Here is a 25,321-nt window from a genome sequence, read left to right as displayed (position 1 = left end):
GTGCGGGTGCTATGACAAGTTGTCAGCGACCCCAGGTCAGGCAAGGCGATTCGAATGAAAACGCAGGCCCCCACCGCACGTTTCACGCAGCATTCCAACACCTGGTACGGGCACCTCCGGGACTCGGTCGACGGCCTGGTGCGCAGGTCCCCGTCCAGGTTCGCGCTTCTCGTCTTCACCTCGCTGATCCTGCTCTTCACCCTGCTGTTCTCCCTGCCGATCGCCTCGGCCGGCGATACCGATACCCCGCTGCATGACGCCGTGTTCACCGCGGTGTCGGTGATCTGCGTCACCGGACTCAGCACCGTGGACATGGCAACGCACTGGTCGCCGTTCGGCAATGCCCTGGTGGTCATCGGTGTCAACATCGGCGGCGTCGGCGTGCTGACCCTGGCCTCCCTGATGGGCCTGGTCATCTCCCGCCGGCTGGGCCTGCGCGCCAAGCTCATGGCGGCCAGCGACTCGAACCCGTCGCGCATCCATATGGGCCCGGTCAACGAGGGCCAGGCCGTGCGCCTCGGCGAGGTCGGCAGCCTGCTGCTGACCGTGGCCATCAGCACCCTGGTCATCGAGGCGGCGGTCGCCCTGCTGCTGTTCCCCCGGATGCTGATTGACGGCGTGCCCACCGGTGAGGCGCTCTGGCAGAGCATCTACTACGCGGCGATGGCGTTCACCAACACCGGGTTCAGCCCGAACGCCGGCGGCATCGGTCAGTTCGCCAACGATTACTGGTTCCTCGGCGCGCTGATGGTCGGCGTGTTCCTGGGCAGCCTGGGCTTCCCGGTGCTGATGACCTTCGCCCGCAGTTGGCGCACACCCCGCCGCTGGTCTGTGCACGTAAAGCTCACGCTCTGGACGACCACGCTGCTGATGGTGTCGGGCATGATTTTCTATATCATCCTGGAGTTCGACAACCCGAAGACCTTCGGGTCCCTGAACGCCGGCGACACGATCTTCCAGTCCCTGTTTATGTCGGTGATGACCAGGTCCGGCGGATTCGCCACCATCGACATCGCCGACCTGCACGGCTCCAGCCTGCTGCTCAGCGACATGCTGATGTTCATCGGTGGCGGCTCGGCCTCCACCGCCGGCGGCATCAAGGTCACCACCCTTGCGGTGCTGTTCCTGGCCGCGTTCGCCGAGGCCCAGGGCAAGGAGCAGATGGAGGCCTTCGGTCGCCGCATCCCCAGCGACATCCTGCGCCTGGCGGTGAGTGTGGTGCTCTGGGGAGCGACCACCGTGGCCGTGTCGAGCATCCTGATCCTGCACATCTCCAAGGAGGCACTGGATGTGGTGCTGTTCGATGTCATCTCGGCGTTCGCCACCGTCGGGCTGTCGACGGGTCTCACGGCCGAGCTCCCCCCTGAGGGGGTCTATGTGCTGGCGGCAACGATGTTCATGGGCCGGGTTGGTACAGTGACTCTCGCGGCGGCGCTGGCAGCGAGCCAGAGCAGACAGTTGTTCAAACGCCCCGAGGAAAGGCCGATAGTTGGTTGACCGGATCAAGCAGAACGCTCCCGTGCTCATCATCGGGCTGGGCCGTTTCGGCGCGGCGACCGCGGGCAAGCTCGATCGGTTGGGCCGCGAAGTGCTCGCCGTGGATAGCAGCGAGGCGCTCGTGCAGAAGTGGTCGGAACGAGTCACTCACGCCGTGCAGGCCGACGCCAAGTCCATCGACGCGTTACGCCAGATCGGCGCCCAGGACTTCTCCGTTGCGGTCTGCGCCGTTGGCTCCTCGATTGAGGCCAGTGTGCTGATCGTCGCGAACCTGGTCGACCTCAAGATCCCGCAGATCTGGGCCAAAGCCATTTCGCAGTCGCACGGCAAGATCCTCGAACGCATCGGCGCCAATCACGTGATCTACCCCGAGGCCGATTCCGGCGAACGCGTCGCCCACCTGGTATCGGGGCGGATGCTGGACTTCATCGAATTCGACGACGACTTCGCCCTGGTGAAGATGTACCCGCCCAAGCCGATCCGCGGCCTGAACCTCACCGAGTCCGGGGTGCGCACCAAGCATCACGTGACCGTCGTGGGCGTGAAGAGCCCTGGGCGCCCGTTCACCTATGCCACCGCCGAGACGGTGGTCTCCGACCATGACCTCATCATCGTCGCCGGCACCGAGGGCGACATCGAACGTTTCGCGGCCCTCGGCTCCTAACCGAACACACGCTGGTCGACGCAGAATGGTTCCATGACACTCCTCTCCGGCATCGACCTCGAGGCAGAACTCCGGCAGGTTGAAGCGCACTGGACGCCACGGGTCGTCGGGCGGGTGAACGATCAGTATGTCAAGGTTGCGAAGCTTCTCGGCGAGCTGGTTTGGCACGCGCACGACGCCGAGGACGAAATGTTCATCGTCGTCTCGGGTCGGCTTCGAATCCAACTGCCGGACGACCAGGAGGTTGTGCTCACGCCGGGACAGTTTTACATCGTCCCCCGCGGCGTGCAGCACAACCCTGTCGCAGACGAGGAAGTGCACATCGTCCTCATCGAGACGGTAACCACCGCTCACACCGGGGATGTGATCGTAGAGGGCACCGTGCCGGTCGAACGGCAATTAGGCAACCTGTACCGGACTGACGCCAATACCTGAATCGACCGCCGAGATGGGCGGGCGAGGCGAGCGGGGGTTAGGAGGCGGCGAGTTCCCGGGCCCGCGCGAGCGCGGCATCCGTCGCCCGGTCGAACAGGCCCTTGACGTCGCCGGTTTCGAGTTGCTGCACGGCCCGCTCCGTGGTGCCCTTGGGGCTGGTCACCTGGCGGCGCAGCTCGGTGGGGGTCAGGTCGGACACGGCCAGGAGTGCGCTCGCGCCGAGGAAGGTGCCGTTGACCATGGTCGCCGCCTGGGCGGGGGTGAAGCCCTTGTCGATGGCCGTCTGGGTGAGCTGTTCGATGAGGTAGAAGACGTAGGCCGGGCCGGATCCTGAAATGGTGCTCAGAGCGTCGATCTTGTCCTCTGGCACCACCAGCACCTCACCCACCGTCTCGAACAGGGCGGTCGCCAGCTCCATCTGCACCGCCGTCGAGCGGGTGCCGGCGCTCAGCCCGGTGACGGCCATGCCCACCACGGCTGGAGTGTTCGGCATCGACCGGATCACGGCAACTCCGTCGGGCAGGTGCGTTTCGAAGGTGGCGATGGTGACTCCGGCGGCCACACTCACGACGAGGGTGCCGGGCTCGAGGCTGTCGGCGATCTCGGCGAGCAGGTCGGGCACCATCGCGGGCTTGACGGCCACGATGACGATGCCGGCCCCCTTCACCGCGAGTCGGTTGGCGTTCGGTTCGGTCTCGGTCGCCCATGCGGTCACCCCGGCGGTGCCGGCGAGTTCGGCGGCCTTGGCGGCTGACCGGTTGGTGGTGCGGATGCCGCCGTCCACCGTCACGGTGGGCTTGAGCAGTCCGGCCAGGACGGCCCTGGCCATCGATCCGGCGCCCAGGAAGGCGATGGCGGGCAGGGTGACGGGTGCGGTCGAAGTCATCCCCCCAGTGTAGTTTTTCGCGCCAGGCCTACCCGGGGCATCTGGCCGATCGAGAAGATGGACGGTTCTAGGATTGGTCGCATGAGCGCATCAGGCGGAAACAAGGCGATTGTGGCGGCGCTGCTCGCCAATCTCGGTATCGCGATCACCAAGTTCATCGCCTGGTTCGTCTCGGGGTCCTCCTCGATGCTGGCCGAGGGCGTGCACTCGCTCGCAGACTCTGGCAACCAGGTCTTGCTGCTGATCGGCGGACGCAAGTCGAAGAAGGCCGCCGACACCGAGCATCCGTTCGGCTACGGGCGTGAACGCTACGTGTACGCGTTCGTGGTGTCGATCATCCTGTTCTCCGTCGGCGGTGTGTTCTCGATCTACGAGGGCATCGAGAAACTCCAAAACCCGCACGAACTCGAGAACGCCTGGTTGCCGATCCTGGTGCTCCTGGTTGCGATCGGCCTGGAGTCGTTCTCGCTGCGCACCGCCGTGAAGGAGTCCAACCACACCCGCACGGGCGAGACCTGGGTGCAGTTCATTCGGCACGCCAAGGCCCCCGAGCTTCCCGTGGTGCTGCTCGAAGACGTTGCGGCGTTGACCGGCCTGACGCTGGCCCTGGGCGGCGTAGGCCTGACCGTGCTCACCGGCGACGCCACCTGGGACGCCGTCGGCACCCTCGCGATCGGCGTGCTGCTCGTGCTGGTGGCCATCGTCCTGGGCATCGAGACCAAGAGCCTGCTGGTGGGCGAGGGCGCCAGCGACAAGGATGTCGACGCCATCAAGGCCGCCATCCTGGCCGGCCCGGAGACCAAGAACCTCATCCACCTCAAGACCCTCTACCTGGGCCCGGACGAACTCCTCGTGGCCGCCAAGCTCTCCTTCGACTCCGCTCAGCGGTTCTCCGACGTGGCCGCCGGGATCGACACCATCGAGGCCCGCATCCGCGAGGCCGTGCCCAGCGCCAGGGTGGTATACCTCGAGCCCGACCTCTACATCGACCCGGCCACGGTCAACCCGCCCACCGACACGATCTTCATCAAGGGACGCGAATGAGCGCGAGCCGTATCGCCGTCGTCCTGCGGCACGCCGACGATATCCACCTGGGCAACCTGGAGCAGGTGCTTCTCGACCACGACTACACCGTGCACTACATCGACACCCTTGGCACCGACGGCGTGCGCGGCATCGACCCGGCCGCGGCCGACCTCCTGGTGGTGCTCGGCGGTGAGATGGGCGCATACGAGACCGAGAGTTATCCGGTGCTCACCGACGAGATCGACTTGCTCACCCGCCGGCTCGCCGCCCGCCGCCCGGTCTTCGGCGTCTGCCTGGGCGCCCAGCTGATGGCCAGCGCCCTCGGCTCCCCGGTCTACCGAGGCCAGAGCAACGAGATCGGTTTCCGCCTGGTGGAGCCCACCGAGGCCGGCCAGGCCTCCCCGCTCCGCCACGTCAGCGGCATCCCGATGATGCAGTGGCACAGTGACACCTTCGACCTGCCGGCGGGAACCATCCGCCTGGCCGGGTCGGCCGCCTACGGCAACGAGGCTTTCGCCATCGACGACTGGGCCCTGGCCGTGCAGTTCCACCCCGAGGTGACCGCGGAGATGCACGAGACCTGGCTGAGCTCCTCCGAGGCCGAGGTCCGCGCCGAGGGTCTGGAGCCCGACGCCCTGCGGCAGGAACGCGCCCAGCACTCCGCTGCCATGCAGCAGGCGTCCAGCGCGATGTTCAGCGAGTGGCTGTCGGCCCTGCCGGGCGACGCAGCGGGTCCTCAAAGAACTCGGTGAGCAGAAGGCCGCACTCGCCCTCGGCCACCCCGGACACCACCTCGACCCGGTGGTTGAGCCGTCGGTCCCGCAGCACGTCGTAGAGCGAGCCGGCGGCGCCGGCCTTGTCGTCCCAGGCCCCGAAGACCACGAGGGGGATGCGGGCCGCCACGATCGCGCCGGCGCACATCACACAGGGCTCCAGAGTCACCACGAGGGTGCAACCGGTCAGGTGCCAGTCCCCGGTGGCGGCTGCTGCCTCACGGATGGCGACAACCTCGGCGTGCAGGGTCGGGTCCTGGTGGAGTTCCCGTTCATTGCGTCCCCGACCGATCACCCGGCCGGCGGCGTCCAGCACGACAGCGCCGACCGGAACGTCGCCGCTGGCCAGGGCGCCGTGCGCTTCGTGCAGGGCCAGCCGCATCCAGGCCAGGTGTTCCTCGCTCTGCCGCACCACCCCACCCCATTTCCGAGTAGCCCACGGGAGCCGGATACCCGTGTGAGCTAGTAGATTGAGCCTATGCGAGTCCACGTAGCCGACCATCCGCTCATCACCCACAAGCTCACGGTGCTGCGTGATCAGAGCACCTCGTCACCGATGTTCCGGGCGCTGGTGGAAGAGCTGATGACGCTGCTGGCCTACGAGGGCACTCGCGGCGTGCGCGTCGACGAGGTCACCGTGCAGACCCCGGTGGCTATCGCCCGCGGCGTCAAGATCAGCGACCCGAAGCCGCTCGTGGTGCCGATCCTCCGCGCGGGCCTGGGCATGCTCGAGGGCATGGTCAAGCTGCTCCCCACCGCTGAAGTGGGCTTCCTGGGCATGGCACGCAACGAAGAGACCCTGCAGCCGACCACCTATGCGGAGCGCCTGCCGGACGACCTGTCCGACCGTCAGTGTTTTGTGCTCGACCCGATGCTGGCTACCGGCGGCTCGCTGATCGCGGCTATCGAGTTCCTCTTCGACCGGGGCGCCGTCGATGTCACCGCCATCTGCATCCTGGCCGCCCCCGAGGGTCTCGCCGCCGTCGAGGCCGCTTTGGCCGGCCGTGAGGTCACCATCGTTCTGGGCGCCGTCGACGAACGCCTCGACGAGCACGGCTACATCGTGCCCGGCCTCGGTGACGCAGGCGACAGGCTCTACGGCCTGGTCTGATCCGGCCCGGTCTGTTCAACCGGCTGCGGGCATCGTCACATTCGGCGCGCCCGCAGTACGCAGATCCTGCGACGCCCGGCGCGCCGACCGCGATTAGATTCACAAAACTTTGAAATAGTTCGTTTCTCGGTGGATTTCTTTGATGGATCGCCGTTTCGTGCGAGATCCTACGAACTCGCACAGCCCCTCGTGAACCTGATGCAGGCCACCGGGCGCTTTCCGCCGTCACTGAATTGACACAACTTGTCACAGTCGGCTTTACTCACACTCATGACTTCCACCACACGCATCCCGACCTCCGCCGAGGCTTTGGGGACTGCCGGCATGATGATGCCCGGCAGTGTTATGGCGTGTTGCCGAATGTGCCGCTAGACCAGACAGGCACTCTCGCCGAGTCACTCGCCCCTCACCCGCTGATCTGCAGCCGCTGAGGACGCCGCCACCGCGGCAGGGAGACTCCAGGGCCCTCGCTACCGAGGCCGCCCGCTCCACCGGCCGCTCAGGCCGCCCTTTCTCGAACCCATGAGCGCGGATGCGCCGGGTTCCCTGCGCATCATCACCCCCAAGGATTCCGATCATGTCACTCGCACACATCGACTCAGCCCGCTCCGTCCAGTACTACCGCCCCGAGCTCACCCTGGCCCCGGCGCCCGCACCGGCCGCACCGCGCATCCGCGCCGTTCCCGACGGCAGCCAGGCCCGTGGCTTCGTGCTCTACGTCGGTATCGATGAGGCCAAGGCCGCCGCGGCGGGCACGAGCCTGCACCGCATCGTCGAGGAACTCAAGAAGCTGACCCAGGCGATCGCCCCCTCGTCCGAGACTCACGCCGCCGTGGCCCTGGCTCCCGACGGCGTCGGCGGCCGGGACGTGGACGTCGTGCGCCTGGCCCTGCAGGACCCGGCCGCCCTCGCCAAGCGCCGCACCACGGCCGACGACGCCGACCGGGCGCCCGGCGGCGTGGTCGTTGACATCTCCCGCAAGCGCGTGATCCTCGACAACGAGACCGCCGCGCTCACCTACAAGGAGTTCGAGCTGCTGCAGTACCTGGTGCTGCGCGAGGGCCGCACCATCGAGCGCGCCGAGCTCATCGCCAAGCTGTGGGACGCCGAGAGCGAAGAGGATGCGCCCAACGAGCGCACCATCGACGTGCACGTGCGTCGTCTGCGCGCCAAGCTGGGCCGCTACGAAGACATCGTGCGCACTGTGCGCGGCGTGGGCTACCGCTTCGACCGTCACGCCGACGTGTCGATCCGCCAGGCCAGCACGCCCAGCCCCGACCGCTTCTAACCGTCGCCGGCAGCTGGGTCGCACCCGCTCGTTTGCCGAGGTCGACCCGCGAGGTCTCTCCACGCTCGAGCAACGGGCGCACTCACCGGCCGTTAACGTGATTGAGGGCCGGTCGTAGAGGCAAACGACCGACCCTCTTCCCTTGCACCAAGAGTGTCCTGCAATCACATTCGCATCTTCCGCCACAGCAAACGGTTGACGCACTACGAATATATAACGAAGAGGTAACGGAGCGCCAGTTATCCAATCGTTATTTTCCTGCGAGTTCACAGTGCGTTCGCGTGTGTCCTTTGCCACCTAACTTGTCCGTTTGCCACCTAACTTGTCCGCTGTGACAGATTCGTGTCCGTTGTGCCACCTGTTTGTCCGCGACGCGCGAGTCGTTCGTCTCTTCATGAGGGCTGCGGGCGTAGCGTTTTTGGAGTCAGGTTTACGTCGCCAAGAGGAAATCGCTTCGACCAAGGTGGTTTGACGTGGCACAAAGAATCTCAGTCCTTCGTCGCAACAACGTGCTTGCGGCCGACGCCCCTCATTCCGCCTATCTGTTGAATGGGCATCAACACCAGATCGAATTCACCCAGGCTTCTCGTGTTGCTTTCGAGCATTGTGCGCCCGTGCGGCAATTTCCGTCATGGCGAGGAAAACGAAACTATTCAGGTTCCTACTGGTCGTCGACGAACAATGCGCACATAGGATTCGAGTCCTTTTTCGAACGAACCGCATTGATGCAGTTCGACAGGGATTCGTCCGTCGTCGCGATCTCCAGCCAACCGATGTGGATTATCTGGCCCTATGGCAGTGAGCCGCGATCGCACGCTCCTGACTTCTTCCTTCGGCACGCTAACGGCAACGGTGAAGTCGTTGACGTTCGCCCCGAGAAGCGGATAGATGATGTCGCCGTACGAAGTTTTGACGCCACCCGCCGGCTATGCGAGCTGTCAGGGTTCCGATATCGAGTCGTATCTGACCTTGACGCGACTCTTGATCAGAACCTTCGGTTTCTCTCACGATACCGAGATCGGCAATGGATACCGCCAATCGAAGTCCATGATCAACTGATGACGCTCGCCAGCGAAACGCTGGCGCTGAGGGCGCTCATCCGGGCTCTGTCTCGAAACGTTCAAGAGTCCACCGCGGCTGGCTGGGTGTACTCGATGATCTGGTCGGGAACAGTCAGCGTCGACTTGGGAAAACCACTGAAACTTGACCAGGTCGTTCACGTTCCGGGTCGGACTCAACCGTGAAAATACGAGTGGGCGAGGAAATCGCAGTCGAGGACGTCCGCTATGTGGTCACCGCGCTTTCCGCAGTCTCAGCCGCGTTGCGCCAGATCGACACTGGCCTCACGAAGGAGATCTTGATCTCAGAGCTTGTCCGTCTGCCTGTTCTAAAGGCTGATAAAGCCGCCCGGCATGCAAACGACCGTGACATCGCGATCCTGCAATACCTGGACGCTTCCGCTCGGGCCGAAGCCGACTTCTGGCTCACCCATCTGCGCGACCTTGAGTCGCGGATCGAATCAGGAGCCGACCGTTCCGAGGCAACCGTCACCAAACTTGCCGAACTTGCGGCCCTCGGCCGCCCAATCACGGATCGAACCCTTCGCCGGAAGCGGTACGCGCTACGACAGAGCGGTGTCGTGGGATTGATTGATCATCGCCAGCAACGTGTGGCCGGCGATCGGCGTCGAATCGATGACCGGGTGGTTGCCGCATTGGCCGAGGTTATGGAATCCCAAAGGAACGCGTCAACGGGGACCCGGACGCGGTTGATCGCGCTGACCGCTCAGATGCTCGCGCAACGTTTCGGCGTCGGAGAAGTCGATTTGCCCGCGCAACGGACGATGTTTCGGCTCATCGACGACCTCGATCGTGGCCGACTGACCACGGGATCCGCCAAAACTCGTCGCTCCCTCGCTAATAGGCCTGACAGGCCGTTCGCTGCGATGGCTGTGTCCCGTCCCGGCGAGCAGGTGCAGATCGACTCGACTCCGCTCGACGTTCTTGTGCGTCTCGACGGAGGTCTCATTGACCGACCGGACCTGACGATCATGCTCGACGTTGCCACTCGCAGTATCGTCAGTGCCGTCCTGCGTCCAGGAACCACGAAGAGCGTCGACCTCGTCGTCGTGCTCGCCCGTGCTCTCATTCCCTACGACTCACGTCCAGGTGGCCGGGCCGAAACGCGCGCGCTTGTTGACGGAGCGTTCGAGTTGCAGCAGTTGCTGGGAGCAAGCGACTACGACTCCTACCGGCGTCAACAGCCGTATATCTTCCCCGAAACAATCACCACGGACCGTGGTCTCATCTACATCTCCGAGCACTTCCGCACAGCCTGCGAGCAGCTCGGTATTTCCCTCAACGTCTCCGCCCCTTACACCCCTACGGACAAAGGCAAGGTCGAGCGGGCATTCCAGTCGATCAACACCGGCTTCACCCAGTACCTCAAGAACTACACCGGCCGCGGCGTTGAATACCGAGGCCTCGACTCCGAACCTGAAACGCTGCACTCGCTCGTCGAATTGCAGGAGCTCCTCGATGAATGGATCGCCGTCGTCTGGCAGAACCGCCCACACGACGGTCTCCGTGATCCACTGCATCCATCGGTGGCTCTATCGCCGAACGAGATGTGCCGTGCCTACCGCGAACTCATCCCCGAACTCGAGGTCCCGTTCGATGCGAACACCTACATAAGCCTCCTGCCCGTGCGGTGGCGAACTCTCCAGGCCTACGGCGTCACCATCGACCACCGCACCTACGACTCCCCAGGTCTGCGCGAGCTCAAGCGCACAAAGTCGTCATACCCGGGCCACGACGGAAAATGGCCGATCCGGGTCGACCCCTACAACGTGCAAACCGTGTGGATGCCTCTCGGCGACGAATGGCTCCCATTGGAATGGGCGCACGCCACAGCCGCCGGCCCTATGTCGGCCGACGTCTGGGCGGTCACCCGGCGCTCCGGATTCTTCGAGCACCGGCAAGCGCTAGAAGCGGACATCGCGACCCGCTCAAGCGACATCATCGCCCGCGCAGGCCAGGGACGCTCGCGCGAGAGTCTCGCCGCTGCGCGAAGTCGCACGGTCAACCTCGACACCATGCGTCTCTCCGAACTGAACGGGGTCGCGCCACCGGTCGAAGCACCGACCGAACCTAACCTCGCGGAAGAAAGCAGCCCCGCGAAGCCGCGCCTACGCTTCGGTTTGCTGAACATCAGAGAAGAAGTGGAACGGATCCCGTGACCGACATGACAGAGCATTTCCTGCCCATTTCGACGAAGGAAGGGTGGAGCCGCTTTGTCGCCGACGACCCACCTCGGCCCCCAAAGATCAGTTGCGCCGAACGGGACGCTCAAACGGCGGGCGAACGCGAACGCTACGACGACGCCCGACGGCACTTCATCGCCGCCGGCATCGTCCGAACACCCGCATTCGACAAGATCCTCCGCTCCGCCAGCAGCCGATTGCGGATGAACGAGCACAAGCGCACCGGCAAGCTCGGCCTCATCGTCTCCGGAGAGCCAGCTCTCGGCAAGACCACGACGGTCACTCAGATCGGCAAACTGCACACCCTCCGTCGCCAACATCAAGACCATCCCGCCGGCCAGCCCGGATGCATCCCCGTCGTCTACATCACCGTGCCGCCCGCCTGCGGCCCGAAAGCGATGATCGCCGAGTTCGCCGAATTCTTCGCCCTCCCCACCAACGGACGGATCTCCCACTCCACTCTCTTGAACACCGTCTCCCAAGTCATGGCACGCGTTCGCACCGAACTTGTCATCGTCGACGAGATTCACAACTTGAACGTGAACTACCGAATGAGCGCCGACGCGAGCGACGCACTGAAACAGTTGTCCGAAAAGTGCGCGGCGACCTTCATCTACGCTGGCGTCAACGTCGAATCCAGCGGCCTCCTCGATGGCGTACGCGGCCAACAAATATCCAGCCGCTTCGAGCTGCACCACGTCAGCCCCTTCAGCGACCGCGCAACCGCTCACCGTACCGAGTGGGAGGCAGTCCTCCTCGACCTCGAAGAATCACTATGCCTAATGAGACAGCCCGAAGGCGACATCCTTACCTACTCGGCAAGACTCTTCGCCGATAGCAGCGGATCCATCGGTCGCCTCGTCGACATACTGCACCTCCTTGCCCTCACCGCAATCGACGACCGTAGTGAACGACTCACTTTCGCCTCCGGCGCTGCACCGCGCACAAAACGAGCGACGATCTTGGCGGCAGCGTCGTGAACCTGCTTCATGGCGCGGGAACAATGGCTCGATGATTCGCGCGCTCCCCGTCTCCGTTCGTCCCGTCAATGGAGAGACATCTGAGAGCTACTTTCAACGCCTCGCCGCCGCCAACGCATTACCAATAGAGAGCCTTTGGGGCTACCTGCGGCATCTGCACGGCGGGCTGCCCATCAAACGATCCGCGGAACTAGCGACAGCAGAACTCGAAGCGCTGGGCGGTCTTCCACCCGCTTGGTTCAGTGGCAACAGACGACATCACCTTCTCCCCGTCCGGTGCCAGCACACCCACTGGAGTATCGCCGTCTGCCCAAGCTGCTCCTACCTTCCCGCGCCGACCTCCGGCTGCACCCACTGCGCCCACGGGAACGCGACACTAGTAACCACCAAGACTGGACCGATCTGTCTCCGCCACAAACGCTGGCACTACAACAGCTCGAACATCGACATGGGCGAGTTGCCGAAACACCTAGCTGCCGAAAAGATATTCCGAGCATCATTGACCGACCGCGGGATCTCCCTCGAAACAGGAGAGTTAGCTCTCGCAAATCAGTTGTCTCATGCTTGGGACTTGAATGAGTCGACACCGTTTCCAGGAGATGAGGACTCATTCCTTCGCCTATTCCCGGTCACCGTTAGATTGGCCGTGGCTTTGACCGACCCCGAATTCGTGGAACTCCTGTTGGACCCTCGTTGGTCGCCAAGCCAACACGCAACCCTTTTGTCCACGACCGTCACCTCCGTCATCGGGCACCCCGAACGCTCGAACTCCAACGTGCTCTGGCAAACAGTGAAGCATCACACCGACGCTGTCGCCGCCGCCTATGCAATGGTCGGCACCCGGCGTAGAAACCGGGCCTGCACTATGGAACGTGCATTCGTCACTGCTGCATACACTCAGCGAGCATGTTTGCTCAGGCATTTAGACGCTAGATCCATGCCGAGAATCAACAACCCCAAGCAGGGCCGGCCAGCACCCTCCGCCCAGAGGCTCCTGGAGCTGCAACGGCACAAATAGGGCCTCCACGACACCCGCAACCGGACCATTACTCGGACCCAGACTGCCCACCATCGTAAACAGCAAAGCCGGTAGAGGGTGTTCGGTGCCGTTAACAGCGACGAACTCGAGTCAGGATCAGCGCTATCCCGACGCCCTTGAGCGGGTAAGTACTGCCAGATCTGATGCAGGAGTGTTGGCTCTTAAGAGGCCGATCAGGCGGAACGGCGTTCCTCAGCGGCATTTTGAGCAGCAAGTGCCGGGATAACACCACGGGCTTACCGGCAGTTTCATTTGCACACCGGGCATCGAGACTCTACTGCCAGAAAAACTGGAGTTGCCTCCACGATGGTGCACTTCTGACACTGACAGACACAAAGGTGTAACGGTGTATCAGGCATTCCTGAGTTGTTTGATTGGCCGACACACTGCAGCAATAGGAATAGTCCTTGCCTTGTCGTGCCCGAATCGGCACGTCGGCTCCTCAGTGTGGCTCCATGAAATCCGGGCGGGTTCGTGGCCGCGAATAATACAAGAACCAAAATTGCGGAATTGGTTTCATCGGGCCTTTTCGCCCTGCGCGCGGTCCTGCTGCGCTTGAGCGTTTCACGATCACCATTGAACTTGGATCGGGAGCAGGGCGATCCCGTCTGGAGAATCTGCTTGATAGGACGATCGATACACACGGCCCTGCAAAAGGCTCCCTGCGGCGGGGCGATCGTTCACCGTCTTTTGCGCCAACATGACATGGGCGCAGCCTCATTGTCACATTGTGCGCATCTTCATGTCGCACTTACGGGTTATTGTGTCCTTATGGAGAACTTCGATGTCGTTCAGGCGCTCGCACGTACGGCCTTAACAGGAAGCTCTGAGGCTGTTGCCAAGCAGGTCTCGCGACTCGCTGAACGATTGACTCAGTCCGGTCATAGTCGAGAAGCGAAGTCTCTGCAGAACCTTTTGTCTAGGAGCGAGAAGAGGCAAGCGGTTGAGCCGCTCGATTTCGTACGTGCCTCGGTTAGTGAAGCGTCGATTCAAAAGTTGGGAACGCGGACGCCTCTGCCCGTTGATCGTGACACCGGGGCACCCCTATGCGAAGTGGTATTCCCGGCGAAGCAGATGCGTGGCCCTGTCCTAAGCGACACGGCAGCTACCGCCTACCAATCGCTGCTTAATGAATGGCGCCATCAGGAACGGCTCTATGCCGCAGGCCTTCCCATCAGCCGCTCACTTCTCCTTTACGGACCGCCCGGAACCGGAAAGACGTCACTAGCGATGATGATCGCCAGTCAGCTAGGGCGTCCAGCTGTAATTGCTCGACTCGATGGGCTTATCTCATCGTTGCTAGGAACTACGGCCCGCAACTTAGGAGCGCTTTTCGACTTCTGTAATACCTACGACACCGTCCTGATTTTGGACGAGTTTGATGCTGTCGCGAAGATTCGTGACGATTCCAACGAAGTCGGTGAGATCAAACGCGTTGTCAACGCACTTCTCCAAAATCTCGACAAACGGACTCCTGTCGGCTTAACCATCGCAATCACTAATCACGAACAACTGCTCGACTCAGCGATCTGGCGTCGCTTCGAGCACCAGATCTTTCTTGGCCTTCCGTCCCTGGCAGACCGCACGCTCATTGCCGAGAGTCAGCTAGCGCACCTTCCCGACGCTCGTCCTCTTGCAAAGGCGATTGGTTGGGCGACCGATGGGCGTTCTGGCGCCGATGTGAAGACGCTAAGCCTGTCCAGCATCAAGACATGGGTGCTCACTGATCGATCCGAGGTGAGCCAGATGGAGGCGTTGCGCCGGGCGCTGATTGCGACCGGACTTCGACTTGACGATCCCCTACAAGAACAGCTACAGCTTCCCGACGCCGTACTCGCCTCAAGACTCAACGAAGGGCCTGTCCACCTGGGCCAAAACGAATTGGGAATAATCTTCGACCGCGACCGCCGAACAGTGGCTCGCTGGCTCCAAAGTACGACAACGTAGCAACAACTGGGGGAACAGAATATGGCTGGTGGTCCACTTCAGGTCGTTCTCGATACAGAGCGGTTTCGTGACAAGAAGGTGATACCGCAAGGTGGGGGCGCCGGAAAAGATTTTTTCGAAGACTCAGATGATGCCTTTATCGAGCACAGGGACACGATTGCGACAGGGCTGGAGGCCATTGCTGAACGTCAGCCGAATAGCGACCTGATCAACATCCTGGTTCGAATGCGTCCCGATGCTCTTGCAAAGTCACATCGTCCTTTCGCAAAGCTGTTTGCGTCAAGGCGAGCCAGCCATGTTGGAACTATTCGATATGGCGAATTGGTGTTCGCGACGTCGTCCAGCAAACTTCGCGCCATCATCGATCTCATCCGTTCAGCCGAACAAACCGTTGCCGTAAAGACTGACGCAACAGGAGTGGAACGGTACTCACCAACTCTGCAACGATCCGAGACAAGTGCTATTGACGCAGTCCGAGAGTGGCGTGCGGACACAGAGCGCGGATTCACCTTAGATGAAGCAGAATCCTGGGTCGGGGCACAATCCGACACGAAGCTCGAGATCGACACATTCAGTGTTCCAGACGAGGAACCAATGCGTCGAGAAGCCCTTGTTCAATTCGGCGCCCTCCAAAAAGTCGTGTCGAGTCACGAAACGATTGAGCGAGCCAATCTCCCCACAGAGTTGACTACCGTTCGATCGGCGACTACTTCCGCTATTCATGCTGACCTCCGGCGATCCGTTCAGGAACAACGAAGCAACCTAGCTAGCGCCCTGTCAGATGTGCCAGATGTTCGCTTACCCATTGGTGAGGTAGAGCGTTTGGCAGTCGTGCAACGCGTACGCCTGCAAGAGAAGATTGTCGATCTCGAGGCCCCGCTCGGCGTCACTCCGGAGGGTTCAAGTCCATCGGTTGCATACCAAGAACGTGAGAGCCTGCGTGGAATAGTCGGAGTCATCGACGGCGGCGTCTCGGGGCCTATGACCTCGCAAGTCGTCGAAGCCGTGGATCTACTGGCACAAGGACATCGCAGTCTCGCTGGTACCAACCATGCCACCGAAATCGCATCCATCATCGCCATGGGTAGCTCCTTCAACAGCGGCATACTCCCCGCCGCAGAAGACTGTCAAATATATGACCTCGGTCTATTCCCCGCAGCAAATCACACCGGCGACTACTACCCGTCGCTAGAGGACTTCTTCGATGAATTGCGAGAAGACTGTCAGCGCGCTCGAGACGCTTTCGGAGTCCGGATATTCAACCTTTCATCTATCCTCCGGCGGCCGCCTGGCGCAAATTCCTACAGCATCGCTGCGCGTCGCCTTGATGAGATTGCCCTAGAGCTGGACATTATCTTTGTCGTGTCCGTCGGCAATCTCTCGGTGCTCGACCAGCGGCTGGAGTGGCCCGCGAACCCGGTAGACGCCATCGCGATGCTGGCCCAAGGCGGCGCCCCCGACGGCGTCGGCTCGCCAAGTGAGAGTCTCGCGAATCTTGGGGTCGGTGCCATTAACCCGCCGGGCCTTGCCTTCGAGATTGAAGGAGCTCCAACACGGTACACACGGCGCGGAGGGCGGATCCCTTCAGCGCTAAAGCCCGACCTTGCCGCTTACGGTGGGGCCGCACCCGACTCTTCGCGTGCGGACACCGGTCTCCGCGCTATGAACGCGTTTGGAAACGTGCATGATGTCAGAGGTACCAGCTACGCAGCTCCAATCGTGGCCCGCTACCTGGCAAGCCTCAATCGAACCACCGCCGGCTCCCTGTCGCGTGAAGCGCTCATCGCACTGGCCATCCACCACGCTGCCTCACCAGCATTGCTCAACAGCAGACCACTCAAGAACATCGGACAGTCCTTCGTCGGGCACGGAGTCCCGCAAACGGTCGAGGAAACTCTCGACGGTGATGCACACCGAATGACGGTTCTATTGAATGACCGAGTGCTACCGGGGCGCGGAATCGAGTTCCCGTTCACTTGGCCGCGATCGCTCTCCGACGCCGAGGGCAGCTGCCGCGGACTTCTTCGTTTGACGATCGTTGCCCGCCCTACGCTGAACTACGTTCATGGTGACGAAATGGTCCGCATCAATCTGGATGCCGCTGTTAAACAAGCAGATGAAAACGGACGTTTCTCTCGCAAGACGCAGCCAACCCACCAGTTTTTCTCCGGCTTCACCTATGCCAACGAGCGCACCCTCGCAACGGAGCTGGGGAAATGGTATCCAATCAAGTCGTACGAGGCAGCGATGCCGAGAGGCGTAGGACGTTCGACCGACTGGACCCTCGAAGTTGACTACCTCAGCCGAGCGGGAGAACGACCTCCGGAAGCTGGCGTCGAATTCGCCGTCATCATGACAATCGAAGACCCCACCGGTGAAGCACCAGTCTTTGACGAGATGCGAGCGTCACTAAGCTCCATCGGCGTTCGGCTCAGCGACCTCCGGACCCGTGTGAATGTCAGCGCTTCCGTCTAGAGACTCGATGTTCAGGAAAATCAAATTGCACCCGTGCCGCACTTCTCACACTCATACGCTGGTCAGCGAAATGTGTCCAAAACAAAATCGGCACGGGAACATCGACCAACCTACGCCCGAGTGGACGCGCAGCGACATCCAGGAAATCGTGGCGGGCGACCGACGGACGCTGGCCGCGGTCCACGGCATGGTCAAACAGAGTCGGACGAGTCAGCAGGTCAACGCGCAACGTGCCCATTGCGCAGAGGGGTAACACCCGACATGCCTGCCTGCTCCGTCATCTCGACTCGGAGCCACTTCCATGCGCCGGTGATCCGATCTGTAATAGGGCCGCGTCGAGCGCGCGCACGGTCGTCCTCTATCAGCAGGACGTACATGATGAGGCGGCAGAGCAAGCCGGGGACAAATCGGCACCGTTGACCGCGCTATGGGACTTGATCATGCAACCTACTGCCCCGGCGGCAGCACGTCGTGGCCCCGCCGAGAGCTATCGTCGGTCCAGCAACTGCTGAAATTCCCGTCACGCGACCGCCGGTGCGCCACCGCACCCATGAGTCGCAGAGTTTTTTCGAGGTTCCGTACAGAAACATGCTCGGTCGGGATATTTTTCCGCCAGCCAATGAAGTACGTCTTGGTGCTTTCCTCGACGTCCATACGCCGCCTGCCCACCACATCACTCCGCGGGACCACTACCGGGATGCCCGATGGGACCTTTCCATCCAGTTCGCGAAAAAATGCCGCGGGCGAGAACGGTTTCGACGGGTCCCATTCCAGACCCAGCGCGCGGCACAGCGCCGCATACTGCTGCTTTTCCATCACCGTGCTGACTCGGAACCCGGGGAGAACCGGGACCTCGAACGTGAGACCGCCGTGACCGTGCACGGAAATCAGAAGCACGAACGGGGATTCGTCAATGAGGAAGACCACTTCTAACCGGGCCTTCCCTTTGTCGAATCGAAAGAAGGCGCGCTCCTGAGACTCCGCCCTCATCTGCCGATACAGATTGCGGAGCCCGTCCATGCGCATCATCTGTACCTCGAACCTAGGTAATCGACCATGACTGACATCCTGCCCGATCCTTCCGACATGAGCGGAGTCCACTATCGGCCGGTCAAGCTGACATGGTGCGTTGCTCGAAACCGCTCGGACAGAGGTGTAACGGTGTAACGCCTGTGAGGGGAGATCCGCGCCAAGGCACGGCCGCTGTTCAATACGTTCGGAGGGTCGGACCCAAACCGGTTGGGACGGCGAACAAACTCTGGGACTCGAGCCGTATCGTAATCATTCTTCTTGGGGTGCTGAGCGCCTACCTTGCAAAAGGGCATCTACTCATAACGAGTTCCATGATGTCCTGTGCTCGAATCAAGTTGCCGGGCGGTTCAGCTGGGTGTATTCTGGCCTGTTTCCGAAATTCAGGAGGTGTCGAGATGGTGCTTAGCGAGAGTGATCAAGCCTATTTTTGGAAGTTGTCGGAAGCAGCAGAGACGGCCGGCGAACTACCTAGTCTTGGCACTGGCCGGAGGCTCGCTCCAGGAGAGGGTCGGCAATGGCTCATATCGGTGCTGGGAAGTGAAGCAGAACTCGAACGCGAGATAGGCCGTGCCAAAGCGAATGACAACGCTCGAATCAGGCGATAACCGCCGTCCTCCCTCGCGAGATCGAGAAGCGGTTTGATCAACTGTGCGGTCGCAGCGGTTGCAAGCCTCCGCGCCACCCGCGAGCTCTGCAACGAGCACGGTTTCCGCTATCGCCTCTTGTCGGACCTGGACAGGACTCTTAGCTGAATCCACTGGGCTCGTGCTCGGGAACAAATTCACGATTAGCGGAGCGGAAGCAAACCGCTAGTTTCGGCGACTGGTTTCGGATGGACCGGGTCACAAACGAGCAAATCAAATGGCAAGGGACAGGAAGTGTCCTTTGCCACTTAACTTGTCGTCTTGCCACCAACTGGAAACCACCGGTGGACAGAACACCACTGCCTTGACTTCAGCTGAGCACCTGCACAACAACTTGGCCCCGGCGACATGCCGCCAAACAATGCGGTGTGTGTTTTCGCGTGATAATATAACGTCCATGAGCACATTCGACTTAGAGGCACTTGCCGGCGCGATGGTCCCCGTGTCCCGAGCAATCAACACCGCCCTGACCTCCGCAGTCGTCGACGTGGAAACTGCGTGCAAGGAGACATTGGACCTGCCCAACACCCCGGCGTATCAAACGCCGCGTGTTCATCTCACCCGCGCCGCAACTCATCACCGCCTGTCGAAGCTGGGAGGGATCGACGGGTGGAGTCTCTCAACCCAGGCTGGATCCAACACGCCCATTCACCTGTACCGAGACCAGAACACTCTCCGCCTGCTGCACACGCCGAACGCGACCACAGTGCCGGCCCCCGGCAAGAACATGGCCCGCCAGTTCTACTACACCAACACCGCACTCGAAGGCCTCGCAGTGCCTGACGCGTTCTACGTCCAGCACAACTACCTGCTGCTGTGGCGCCAAGGGTTCGCGACAGGAGAGATTGCCCTCCGCCTGGTGCGCCCTATCGGCGTCTGGAAATTCGGAATGCCAGCCAAATGGGACATCAGCATGAACCTCGGCGGTCCCGACGAAGATTTCTCCAGCTTCTACTTCCAGCCATCAGAAGACGAAGAGGAATTCAGGCTCCCCAACGAGCTCGAAGCTGCGGAAGAAGAAATCGATGCAAACGTTCTTTCCTGAACGACTGCTCGCCGCCCGGACACTGCTTGACAGGACACAAGAAGAAGTCGCCGCGGCCGCCCACATGGAGCAGCCCTTAATCTCGATGATCGAGTCCCACCATCGAGCGTTCACTGAGAATCATGCCACTGCCCTTGCTGAGGCGATGAACTTGCCGCTGGAGTTTTTCTCCGTCAGGCCGCGGTCGATCCCCTTCGACTCCCTGCTGTTTAGGAAAAACAAAACCTCCAGCAACAGGGTCACCAAGAGAGTGCGCGTGCACTTCCAAGAAGGCTTCAGAGTTGTCGAGGACCTCCTTGATGGAACCGGCTACCCGACCCCGCCCCTGCCTACAATCCAAGATGAAGACGACGTCCTGGCTGTCGCGCGAATCGAAGAAATCGCCGGCCTCGTACGATCCGCGTTCCGTCTCGACCCCGACGCTCCGGTCCCCAACGTCACCAGAGTTCTCGAACGCCACGGATTTGTTGTCGCACCGATGGTCCTGGCCTCGACCGAAATGGACCCCGACGCTCAACAGCCCGGTCATTTCGGAGTCTCCTACTGGGCAGGCAGATCCTTCCCAGGCATGATCGGGTTCTTCCCCGGCAGCTCCGCCGACCGCGACCGCTTCACCCTCGCCCACGAGCTCGGCCACGCCGTTCTGCACAGCGACCGAACATCAAGCGACCCGGAAAAAGAAGCCAACCTCTTCGCCGGCGCATTCCTTATGCCCGCCAGGAGAGCCCAACCACTGCTCAGCGGCGACGTCACTCTGGCCCAGCTTGCCCGGATAAAGGCCGAATGGGGAATCTCCATCCAGGCTCTCGTGATGCGCGGCTCCCAAGCCGGATACTTCCCAGCCGAACGGGCCCAAACCCTCTATCGGCAAATTTCTTCCCGGGGATGGCGAAAAAAAGAACCAGTCGAAGTCATCGCCGAACATCCCAAGCTGTTCTACCGCCTCCTCGCAAACCGGTTCGGTGCCGATCCGTTCCGGAACAAAGAGATCGAACAATCGACAGCCCTGCCGATGTTCGTTCTCCGCTCCCTGGCACCCAATCCGCTCACGTCACCCCCCGTGCGCGAGAGTGAGCCAGGCGGCAAACTGCTTCAATTCACCCCCCGAGCGCAACCTCGCAAACCAGGAAGACAACCCGACCGCCACCCTCTGATCTACGGAAACTAGCTACCCGAAGCAAGACGCGGATAGATTCGCAACGACCCTCGTGCACTTGATGCATTGCTACAGAAAGCGACCACAATGAGAGACGACGCCCCCGAGGGAAAGATCGTCCAAGGCGTCGTGAAAGCGATCACGGCAACCTTTGACCGCAGCGACTGGATGGAGCTAGGCCTCATTACCGACGAACTCGAATTCGTCACCAACCATCCACGCCTGCTGCGCAGTCTCGACTGGAACGATCCCGACTACCGTGCGTGCGTCATCGAAGCCGTTCCAATCATCCTCGGCGGACAGCGCGGAAATCATCGACGGACCGGCGCACAATATACAAACCTCTCACTTGTCGAGGACTATACAAAGCTGCCGGACTACCTTCGTCAGAACGAACCAGCCCTGTACAACGACCTCTACGCCGGCGAAGACGATACCGTCGTCGACGAACTTCAAGCGGCAGCCACCGCGCTGGGCCTAGAAGACGTCGACCTCCACGCCGCCAGAATCCGTCGCGGACTGCGCGACGACCCGGGGCTTGCGATCGGAGCCTCGAAAGAACTGCTTGAGACGGTACTCAAGGCGATCCTCGGTCTCCGCGGAAACGGCCCCGAAACCATCGTCGATGTACCGAAACTCATAAAAGACGTCAACGTGCGACTAGGGCTCGACGCTAACGGCCACCGGGGATCCGAGCCTGGCGCCGACCATCGTCGCAAGATCTTCGGATCGTTGGCATCAATCGTCAACTCCACAGCCGAACTGCGCAACGCAGGATTCGGCACCGGTCACGGCGGAGTTGCCAGACCCGAACTCGACGTCGCGACAGCTCGACTCGCAGTCTCGTCAGCCGTCGCGGTCGCAACGTTCTACATCGAAGCGCACGCAACCGACGGCAGTCCCAATGCATGAGGCTGTCGGCGTCATCGCCCCTGCGAAGCGATTCAAGTAAAGAGGAAAGAAGTGACCCGAACAAGTGAAGTCGACGACATCAAACAACGGCTGGCAGTCCTCACCCTGCATGAGGACGATTACAATTTCGATTTTGTGGTCGACCAGTTAGCCGGCCTGAAACAGGAAATTTCCAGACTGTCCCAAGAACTGGACGGACACGAAAGCTGGCTCGTCGACTGGCTCACCGCCGAGCATCTCAAAGGAAGCATGCTCTACGTCGGAGCCATCACGAACTACCGCAAGGAACGTGCGGCCGGTCGAGGCTTTCCCTTCGACCCACTCACCCGGGCCGCGATCGCCGACAGATTCAACTCATGGTCGAACGAGGCCAAGTCCCGTCTGGCGCTTTACGAGACCAGCGACAGGACCGCCGACACTGTCGAACCTTGGGTTGCAAAAATCAGGGCCTTCAACGCCGATCCGGTCAACAATCCATGATCGGCGTTTATCTAAGGCGCACCCCGTCCCGTGAAACGAATTTGCGGTCGGTCGGATGCACCATTCAGAAGCGGCTCCAGTTTTGGGAGATTCAAGTCGACGGACTACTTGTCTCATGACAGAGATCGATAACAATCACGACACCCTCAGCAGGTTCGTCCTGAGGGCCAGGCGAATTGCGGCACACTCGCTCGTACTTGATCGGGATGAGCTCCTGCGTCACGCTGGAGGCTTGATCCGCGGCACTCTCGACACGTCAGGAAATATGACGATGGTCCAGGAGCTGCCGGACAGCGAAGAGGCGTTCGAGTCGTTAGCTGCGCGGCTCCGCCCACTCACCGTCGCCCGAGAACCGATCTATTACGAAAAGGTTCTCTCGGCACTAGAGGCGGCGGCCTCGGACGAGAATCAAGGCCAGATTGATGAGTTGCGCCTCAAATGGACCGCGGCAGAGATACAAGGGTCGCAGGTGCAGGCTTTTGCACTCCAGCAGAGCAAGCTGGACGGTTCCGAAGCTACCGATTTCGTGTCTGACACACAATTGGCTGCAGCATGGTTGTATGCCGATCTCGTCCATGCTGACGCCACCGGTCCCAAGAGAGCCGCACTCGACTTCCCATTCGTCGAGCGTTACGCGGCCGCCGTCCGAGTATTTGCCAACATGGCAACGCTGACCGTCGCAACGCTCGAACTGACGCAGAAGATGATCGACGCAGGGTTGGTGAGTGTGGCATCCTCTTCGCTCACTGATGAGGTCGTAGTGGGCACAAAGCAGCTAGTCCGCGAAGCACGCGCCTACGTCGCTGAGGTAGGCGCCGCCCCGCCTGATCTCCGTGTGACCCAGGCATGGCCAGCCGAGTGGAAGCCGTTCACCGTCACTGAGATGAAACGCCAGGACCCCGCTAACAGGGTCAGCGTCACACTGCACAACAACGACGGCACAGAATTCGCCTCCTACGACAGCGCCGTCGTCCACCGCGACATCGAAATCGAACCAGGCGAGTGGCATGTCCTCGTGGGCGGATGCACCATCTTCAAAGTGGCCCTCGAACGAGACCACGGCAATTTCGTAGGTGGGCGCATCGATGGGCTCCATAACTTCAGAGACACCAACCAACTCGGCTCCGCAGCTTCGCAGCTTCGGCTCCAGATGCATGCAGCGGCCTCAGTCAGGTTCAGCGTAAACGACGTCGAACTGTTCGAGCTGAGCGGCTTCAAACTTTCACCCGATGAGCTTCGCGAGGAAGAAGTACTCGCAGAGGTACTAGGAGACATTGTCGCCATCGAGCAGCTGACAGGCGAACAATTCAGCCTATGCGCCACACGTTTTACTAACCAACATCGCCTGTCACTCCGCCGGAGCCGTTTGCTTCACGAAGGGAAGCTCATCCGTTCAAGCGCTGGGCCCCTCCAGGCCACCGTGGCCGGAGACGGACCACCTCAGGCCATTCGGACACGCGAGTCAACGCTAGACGTGGGCGGCGCAGTCCTCCCCGTGCTTGCGACCTTCATGTGGCACCCCCAGATGTCGGCCCAGGTTGTTCAGGCCATGGAGGGCGGAACGACCTACTCAATGTCGATTCCCGACGGTGAACGGTTCTTGGAATGGGCACCCGACAATCTCGATCTACGGCCGGATTCCGACTTCTCGAATATCGCTCAGTACGAATTGATCGGTATCGCGGAGCCCGGTAGCGCCAAGGCTTCCGACTCACGAAGCGCGGGGTCTTAGGCGATATGAACTTCCGCGGTCGCTGCCGGTTGGACGGATCGAATGGCAACGGATTTAGGTCACTCAAGTCGTCGTCTTGTCATCCAATTTGTCGTCGCGAACCGCGTCGGTGCCGCTGGCGCCGAAGTCGCCGAGCGTAGGCACATCTGCCGGACGTCACGCCAGCTAGGAGTTCCGCTAGGACCGTGCCTGCCAGCGTCGCGTAGACGGCACCTGCGGCGTAGTTCAACGCGGCGCCCGCCTTTACCGAATTCCTGAAGCGGGAATGGATGACGCCAGCGAGCACGCCGATGGTTCCATACAGGAGCACTTCAAATAGGACGATGACTGCGCCCAGCATCGCCAGTTTAAATGCGGCGTTCTGAGCGTCACCCATGAAGCGAGGAAGCACAGGATGACCTTCGGGTGAGTCAGACTGACGAGCACGCCTCGAAGACAGGGACGCCCTGTTGCAGTTTCATCGTGACTTTCGGTCGTGCTGCGTGCGTTACGAATGGTCCCGTAGGCCAACCACAGCAGATAGGCCGCCCCAAACACTTTTACGGCATCGAGCAACAGTGGGTATGACCGAGTGATCAGACCGAGCATTTTTCGACGAAACGATCGGTCGGGAGCTCCGCAAGCAAGCAGTGGCAACCCGTGTGCAACTCGCACGATTGTTTGAATGGCGCCGTAACGAAGGGGAACTCCAGGCGCGACTAGACAATGAGTCGATCCCCCGCGCCGTGCTCGCGTTCGCCGCAGGTCTCGCGGCTGAGCTCCTCTACACACCATCGACGGATAGTGACGTCTCCGCACTGGTGGACGCGACTATTTCTGCCCTTCTATCTAAGTGACGCTCGACCGCACGCTGCCACGCCGGCGCGTTTCTTGTCTGCCGCATCGGCGGTTGATTGATTCGTTTTGAACAAGTTAGATGGCACAAACGCGCTTGCTT

Annotated in this window: 21 protein-coding genes; 17 read left to right on the top strand and 4 right to left on the bottom strand. The window is 61.4% G+C overall.

Annotation, left to right across the window (positions count from 1 at the left end; all coding sequences use genetic code 11):
- The first annotated feature begins 54 nt into the window (after positions 1-54).
- Genes B7495_RS01090 through B7495_RS01080 form a run of 3 tightly spaced genes read left to right on the top strand, consistent with a single transcriptional unit; the run spans position 55 to position 2,596 of the window.
- The gene (locus B7495_RS01090) at positions 55-1,497 is read left to right on the top strand and encodes a TrkH family potassium uptake protein (RefSeq protein ID WP_088454962.1); all 1,443 of its coding nucleotides are present in this window, start codon (positions 55-57) and stop codon (positions 1,495-1,497) included.
- Complete coding sequence (locus tag B7495_RS01085) at positions 1,490-2,161, top strand: TrkA family potassium uptake protein (protein ID WP_088454961.1); 672 nt, start codon at positions 1,490-1,492, stop codon at positions 2,159-2,161. The genes B7495_RS01090 and B7495_RS01085 overlap by 8 nt, the downstream gene beginning before the upstream one ends.
- 33 nt (positions 2,162-2,194) lie before the next feature.
- Positions 2,195-2,596, top strand: a complete 402-nt coding sequence (locus tag B7495_RS01080; RefSeq protein ID WP_088454960.1) for a cupin domain-containing protein — start codon at positions 2,195-2,197, stop codon at positions 2,594-2,596.
- Positions 2,597-2,633: 37 nt separating this feature from the next.
- On the opposite strand, the gene proC is transcribed toward B7495_RS01080, so the two are convergent.
- Positions 2,634-3,482: a pyrroline-5-carboxylate reductase gene (gene proC, locus B7495_RS01075; protein WP_088454959.1), complete on the bottom strand. Its 849-nt coding sequence runs from the start codon at positions 3,480-3,482 to the stop codon at positions 2,634-2,636.
- A gap of 81 nt (positions 3,483-3,563) precedes the next feature.
- Here proC and B7495_RS01070 point away from each other — a divergent pair, with 81 nt between their 5' ends.
- Both B7495_RS01070 and B7495_RS01065 read left to right on the top strand, forming a co-directional pair.
- A complete protein-coding gene (locus B7495_RS01070; RefSeq protein WP_088454958.1) occupies positions 3,564-4,526 on the top strand; it encodes a cation diffusion facilitator family transporter in 963 nt (320 codons plus the stop codon).
- A complete protein-coding gene (locus B7495_RS01065) occupies positions 4,523-5,260 on the top strand; it encodes a glutamine amidotransferase (RefSeq protein WP_088454957.1) in 738 nt (245 codons plus the stop codon). Before B7495_RS01070 ends, B7495_RS01065 begins: the two co-directional genes overlap by 4 nt.
- On the opposite strand, the gene B7495_RS01060 is transcribed toward B7495_RS01065, so the two are convergent.
- Positions 5,202-5,663 (bottom strand): nucleoside deaminase, encoded by a 462-nt coding sequence (locus tag B7495_RS01060; protein WP_088457805.1) that lies wholly within the window; start codon positions 5,661-5,663, stop codon positions 5,202-5,204. The two genes, B7495_RS01065 and B7495_RS01060, sit on opposite strands and share 59 nt — an antisense overlap.
- Positions 5,664-5,759: 96 nt before the next feature.
- Between B7495_RS01060 and upp the strand changes: the two genes are divergently transcribed.
- The 7 genes from upp to B7495_RS01025 all read left to right on the top strand — a co-directional run bounded on the left by upp (position 5,760) and on the right by B7495_RS01025 (position 17,383).
- Positions 5,760-6,392, top strand: coding sequence for a uracil phosphoribosyltransferase (gene upp, locus B7495_RS01055; protein WP_088454956.1), 633 nt, complete (start codon positions 5,760-5,762; stop codon positions 6,390-6,392).
- A gap of 577 nt (positions 6,393-6,969) precedes the next feature.
- Positions 6,970-7,680 (top strand): winged helix-turn-helix domain-containing protein, encoded by a 711-nt coding sequence (locus B7495_RS01050; RefSeq protein ID WP_088454955.1) that lies wholly within the window; start codon positions 6,970-6,972, stop codon positions 7,678-7,680.
- A gap of 473 nt (positions 7,681-8,153) precedes the next feature.
- Complete coding sequence (locus B7495_RS01045; protein WP_088454954.1) at positions 8,154-8,924, top strand: TnsA-like heteromeric transposase endonuclease subunit; 771 nt, start codon at positions 8,154-8,156, stop codon at positions 8,922-8,924.
- 8 nt (positions 8,925-8,932) lie between these two features.
- The gene (locus tag B7495_RS01040) at positions 8,933-10,918 is read left to right on the top strand and encodes a DDE-type integrase/transposase/recombinase (protein ID WP_088454953.1); all 1,986 of its coding nucleotides are present in this window, start codon (positions 8,933-8,935) and stop codon (positions 10,916-10,918) included.
- 5 nt (positions 10,919-10,923) lie between these two features.
- A complete protein-coding gene (locus tag B7495_RS01035; protein ID WP_240632464.1) occupies positions 10,924-11,922 on the top strand; it encodes an ATP-binding protein in 999 nt (332 codons plus the stop codon).
- Between the two features lie 1,810 nt (positions 11,923-13,732).
- Positions 13,733-14,908 carry an ATP-binding protein gene (locus tag B7495_RS01030; protein WP_168195271.1) on the top strand — a complete coding sequence of 392 codons (1,176 nt, stop codon included), beginning with the start codon at positions 13,733-13,735 and terminating at the stop codon, positions 14,906-14,908.
- A 21-nt stretch (positions 14,909-14,929) separates the two neighbouring features.
- Positions 14,930-17,383, top strand: a complete 2,454-nt coding sequence (locus B7495_RS01025) for a S8 family serine peptidase (RefSeq protein ID WP_088454950.1) — start codon at positions 14,930-14,932, stop codon at positions 17,381-17,383.
- A 447-nt stretch (positions 17,384-17,830) separates the two neighbouring features.
- Here B7495_RS01025 and B7495_RS01020 read toward each other — a convergent pair whose 3' ends face one another.
- Entirely contained in the window at positions 17,831-18,403 is a 573-nt protein-coding gene (locus B7495_RS01020; protein WP_151199502.1) for a DUF6037 family protein, read from the bottom strand.
- A gap of 1,053 nt (positions 18,404-19,456) precedes the next feature.
- Between B7495_RS01020 and B7495_RS01015 the strand changes: the two genes are divergently transcribed.
- The 5 genes from B7495_RS01015 to B7495_RS00995 all read left to right on the top strand — a co-directional run bounded on the left by B7495_RS01015 (position 19,457) and on the right by B7495_RS00995 (position 24,384).
- Positions 19,457-20,104 carry a hypothetical protein gene (locus tag B7495_RS01015; protein WP_151199501.1) on the top strand — a complete coding sequence of 216 codons (648 nt, stop codon included), beginning with the start codon at positions 19,457-19,459 and terminating at the stop codon, positions 20,102-20,104.
- Positions 20,085-21,272, top strand: a complete 1,188-nt coding sequence (locus B7495_RS01010) for an ImmA/IrrE family metallo-endopeptidase (protein WP_088454947.1) — start codon at positions 20,085-20,087, stop codon at positions 21,270-21,272. Before B7495_RS01015 ends, B7495_RS01010 begins: the two co-directional genes overlap by 20 nt.
- Positions 21,273-21,347: 75 nt before the next feature.
- Positions 21,348-22,172, top strand: a complete 825-nt coding sequence (locus B7495_RS01005) for an abortive infection family protein (protein WP_088454946.1) — start codon at positions 21,348-21,350, stop codon at positions 22,170-22,172.
- A gap of 51 nt (positions 22,173-22,223) precedes the next feature.
- Positions 22,224-22,652 carry a hypothetical protein gene (locus B7495_RS01000; RefSeq protein ID WP_088454945.1) on the top strand — a complete coding sequence of 143 codons (429 nt, stop codon included), beginning with the start codon at positions 22,224-22,226 and terminating at the stop codon, positions 22,650-22,652.
- Positions 22,653-22,767: 115 nt separating this feature from the next.
- Positions 22,768-24,384, top strand: a complete 1,617-nt coding sequence (locus B7495_RS00995; RefSeq protein WP_088454944.1) for a hypothetical protein — start codon at positions 22,768-22,770, stop codon at positions 24,382-24,384.
- A gap of 243 nt (positions 24,385-24,627) precedes the next feature.
- Here B7495_RS00995 and B7495_RS19595 read toward each other — a convergent pair whose 3' ends face one another.
- Positions 24,628-24,972 carry a LysE family transporter gene (locus B7495_RS19595; RefSeq protein ID WP_168195270.1) on the bottom strand — a complete coding sequence of 115 codons (345 nt, stop codon included), beginning with the start codon at positions 24,970-24,972 and terminating at the stop codon, positions 24,628-24,630.
- Positions 24,973-25,321 lie beyond the last annotated feature (349 nt).

Origin of the sequence: Cryobacterium sp. LW097 (assembly GCF_002205495.2) — a bacterium.
GTDB classification, from domain to species: domain Bacteria; phylum Actinomycetota; class Actinomycetes; order Actinomycetales; family Microbacteriaceae; genus Cryobacterium; species Cryobacterium zongtaii.
This window is presented reverse-complemented; position numbering and strand designations above follow the sequence as displayed.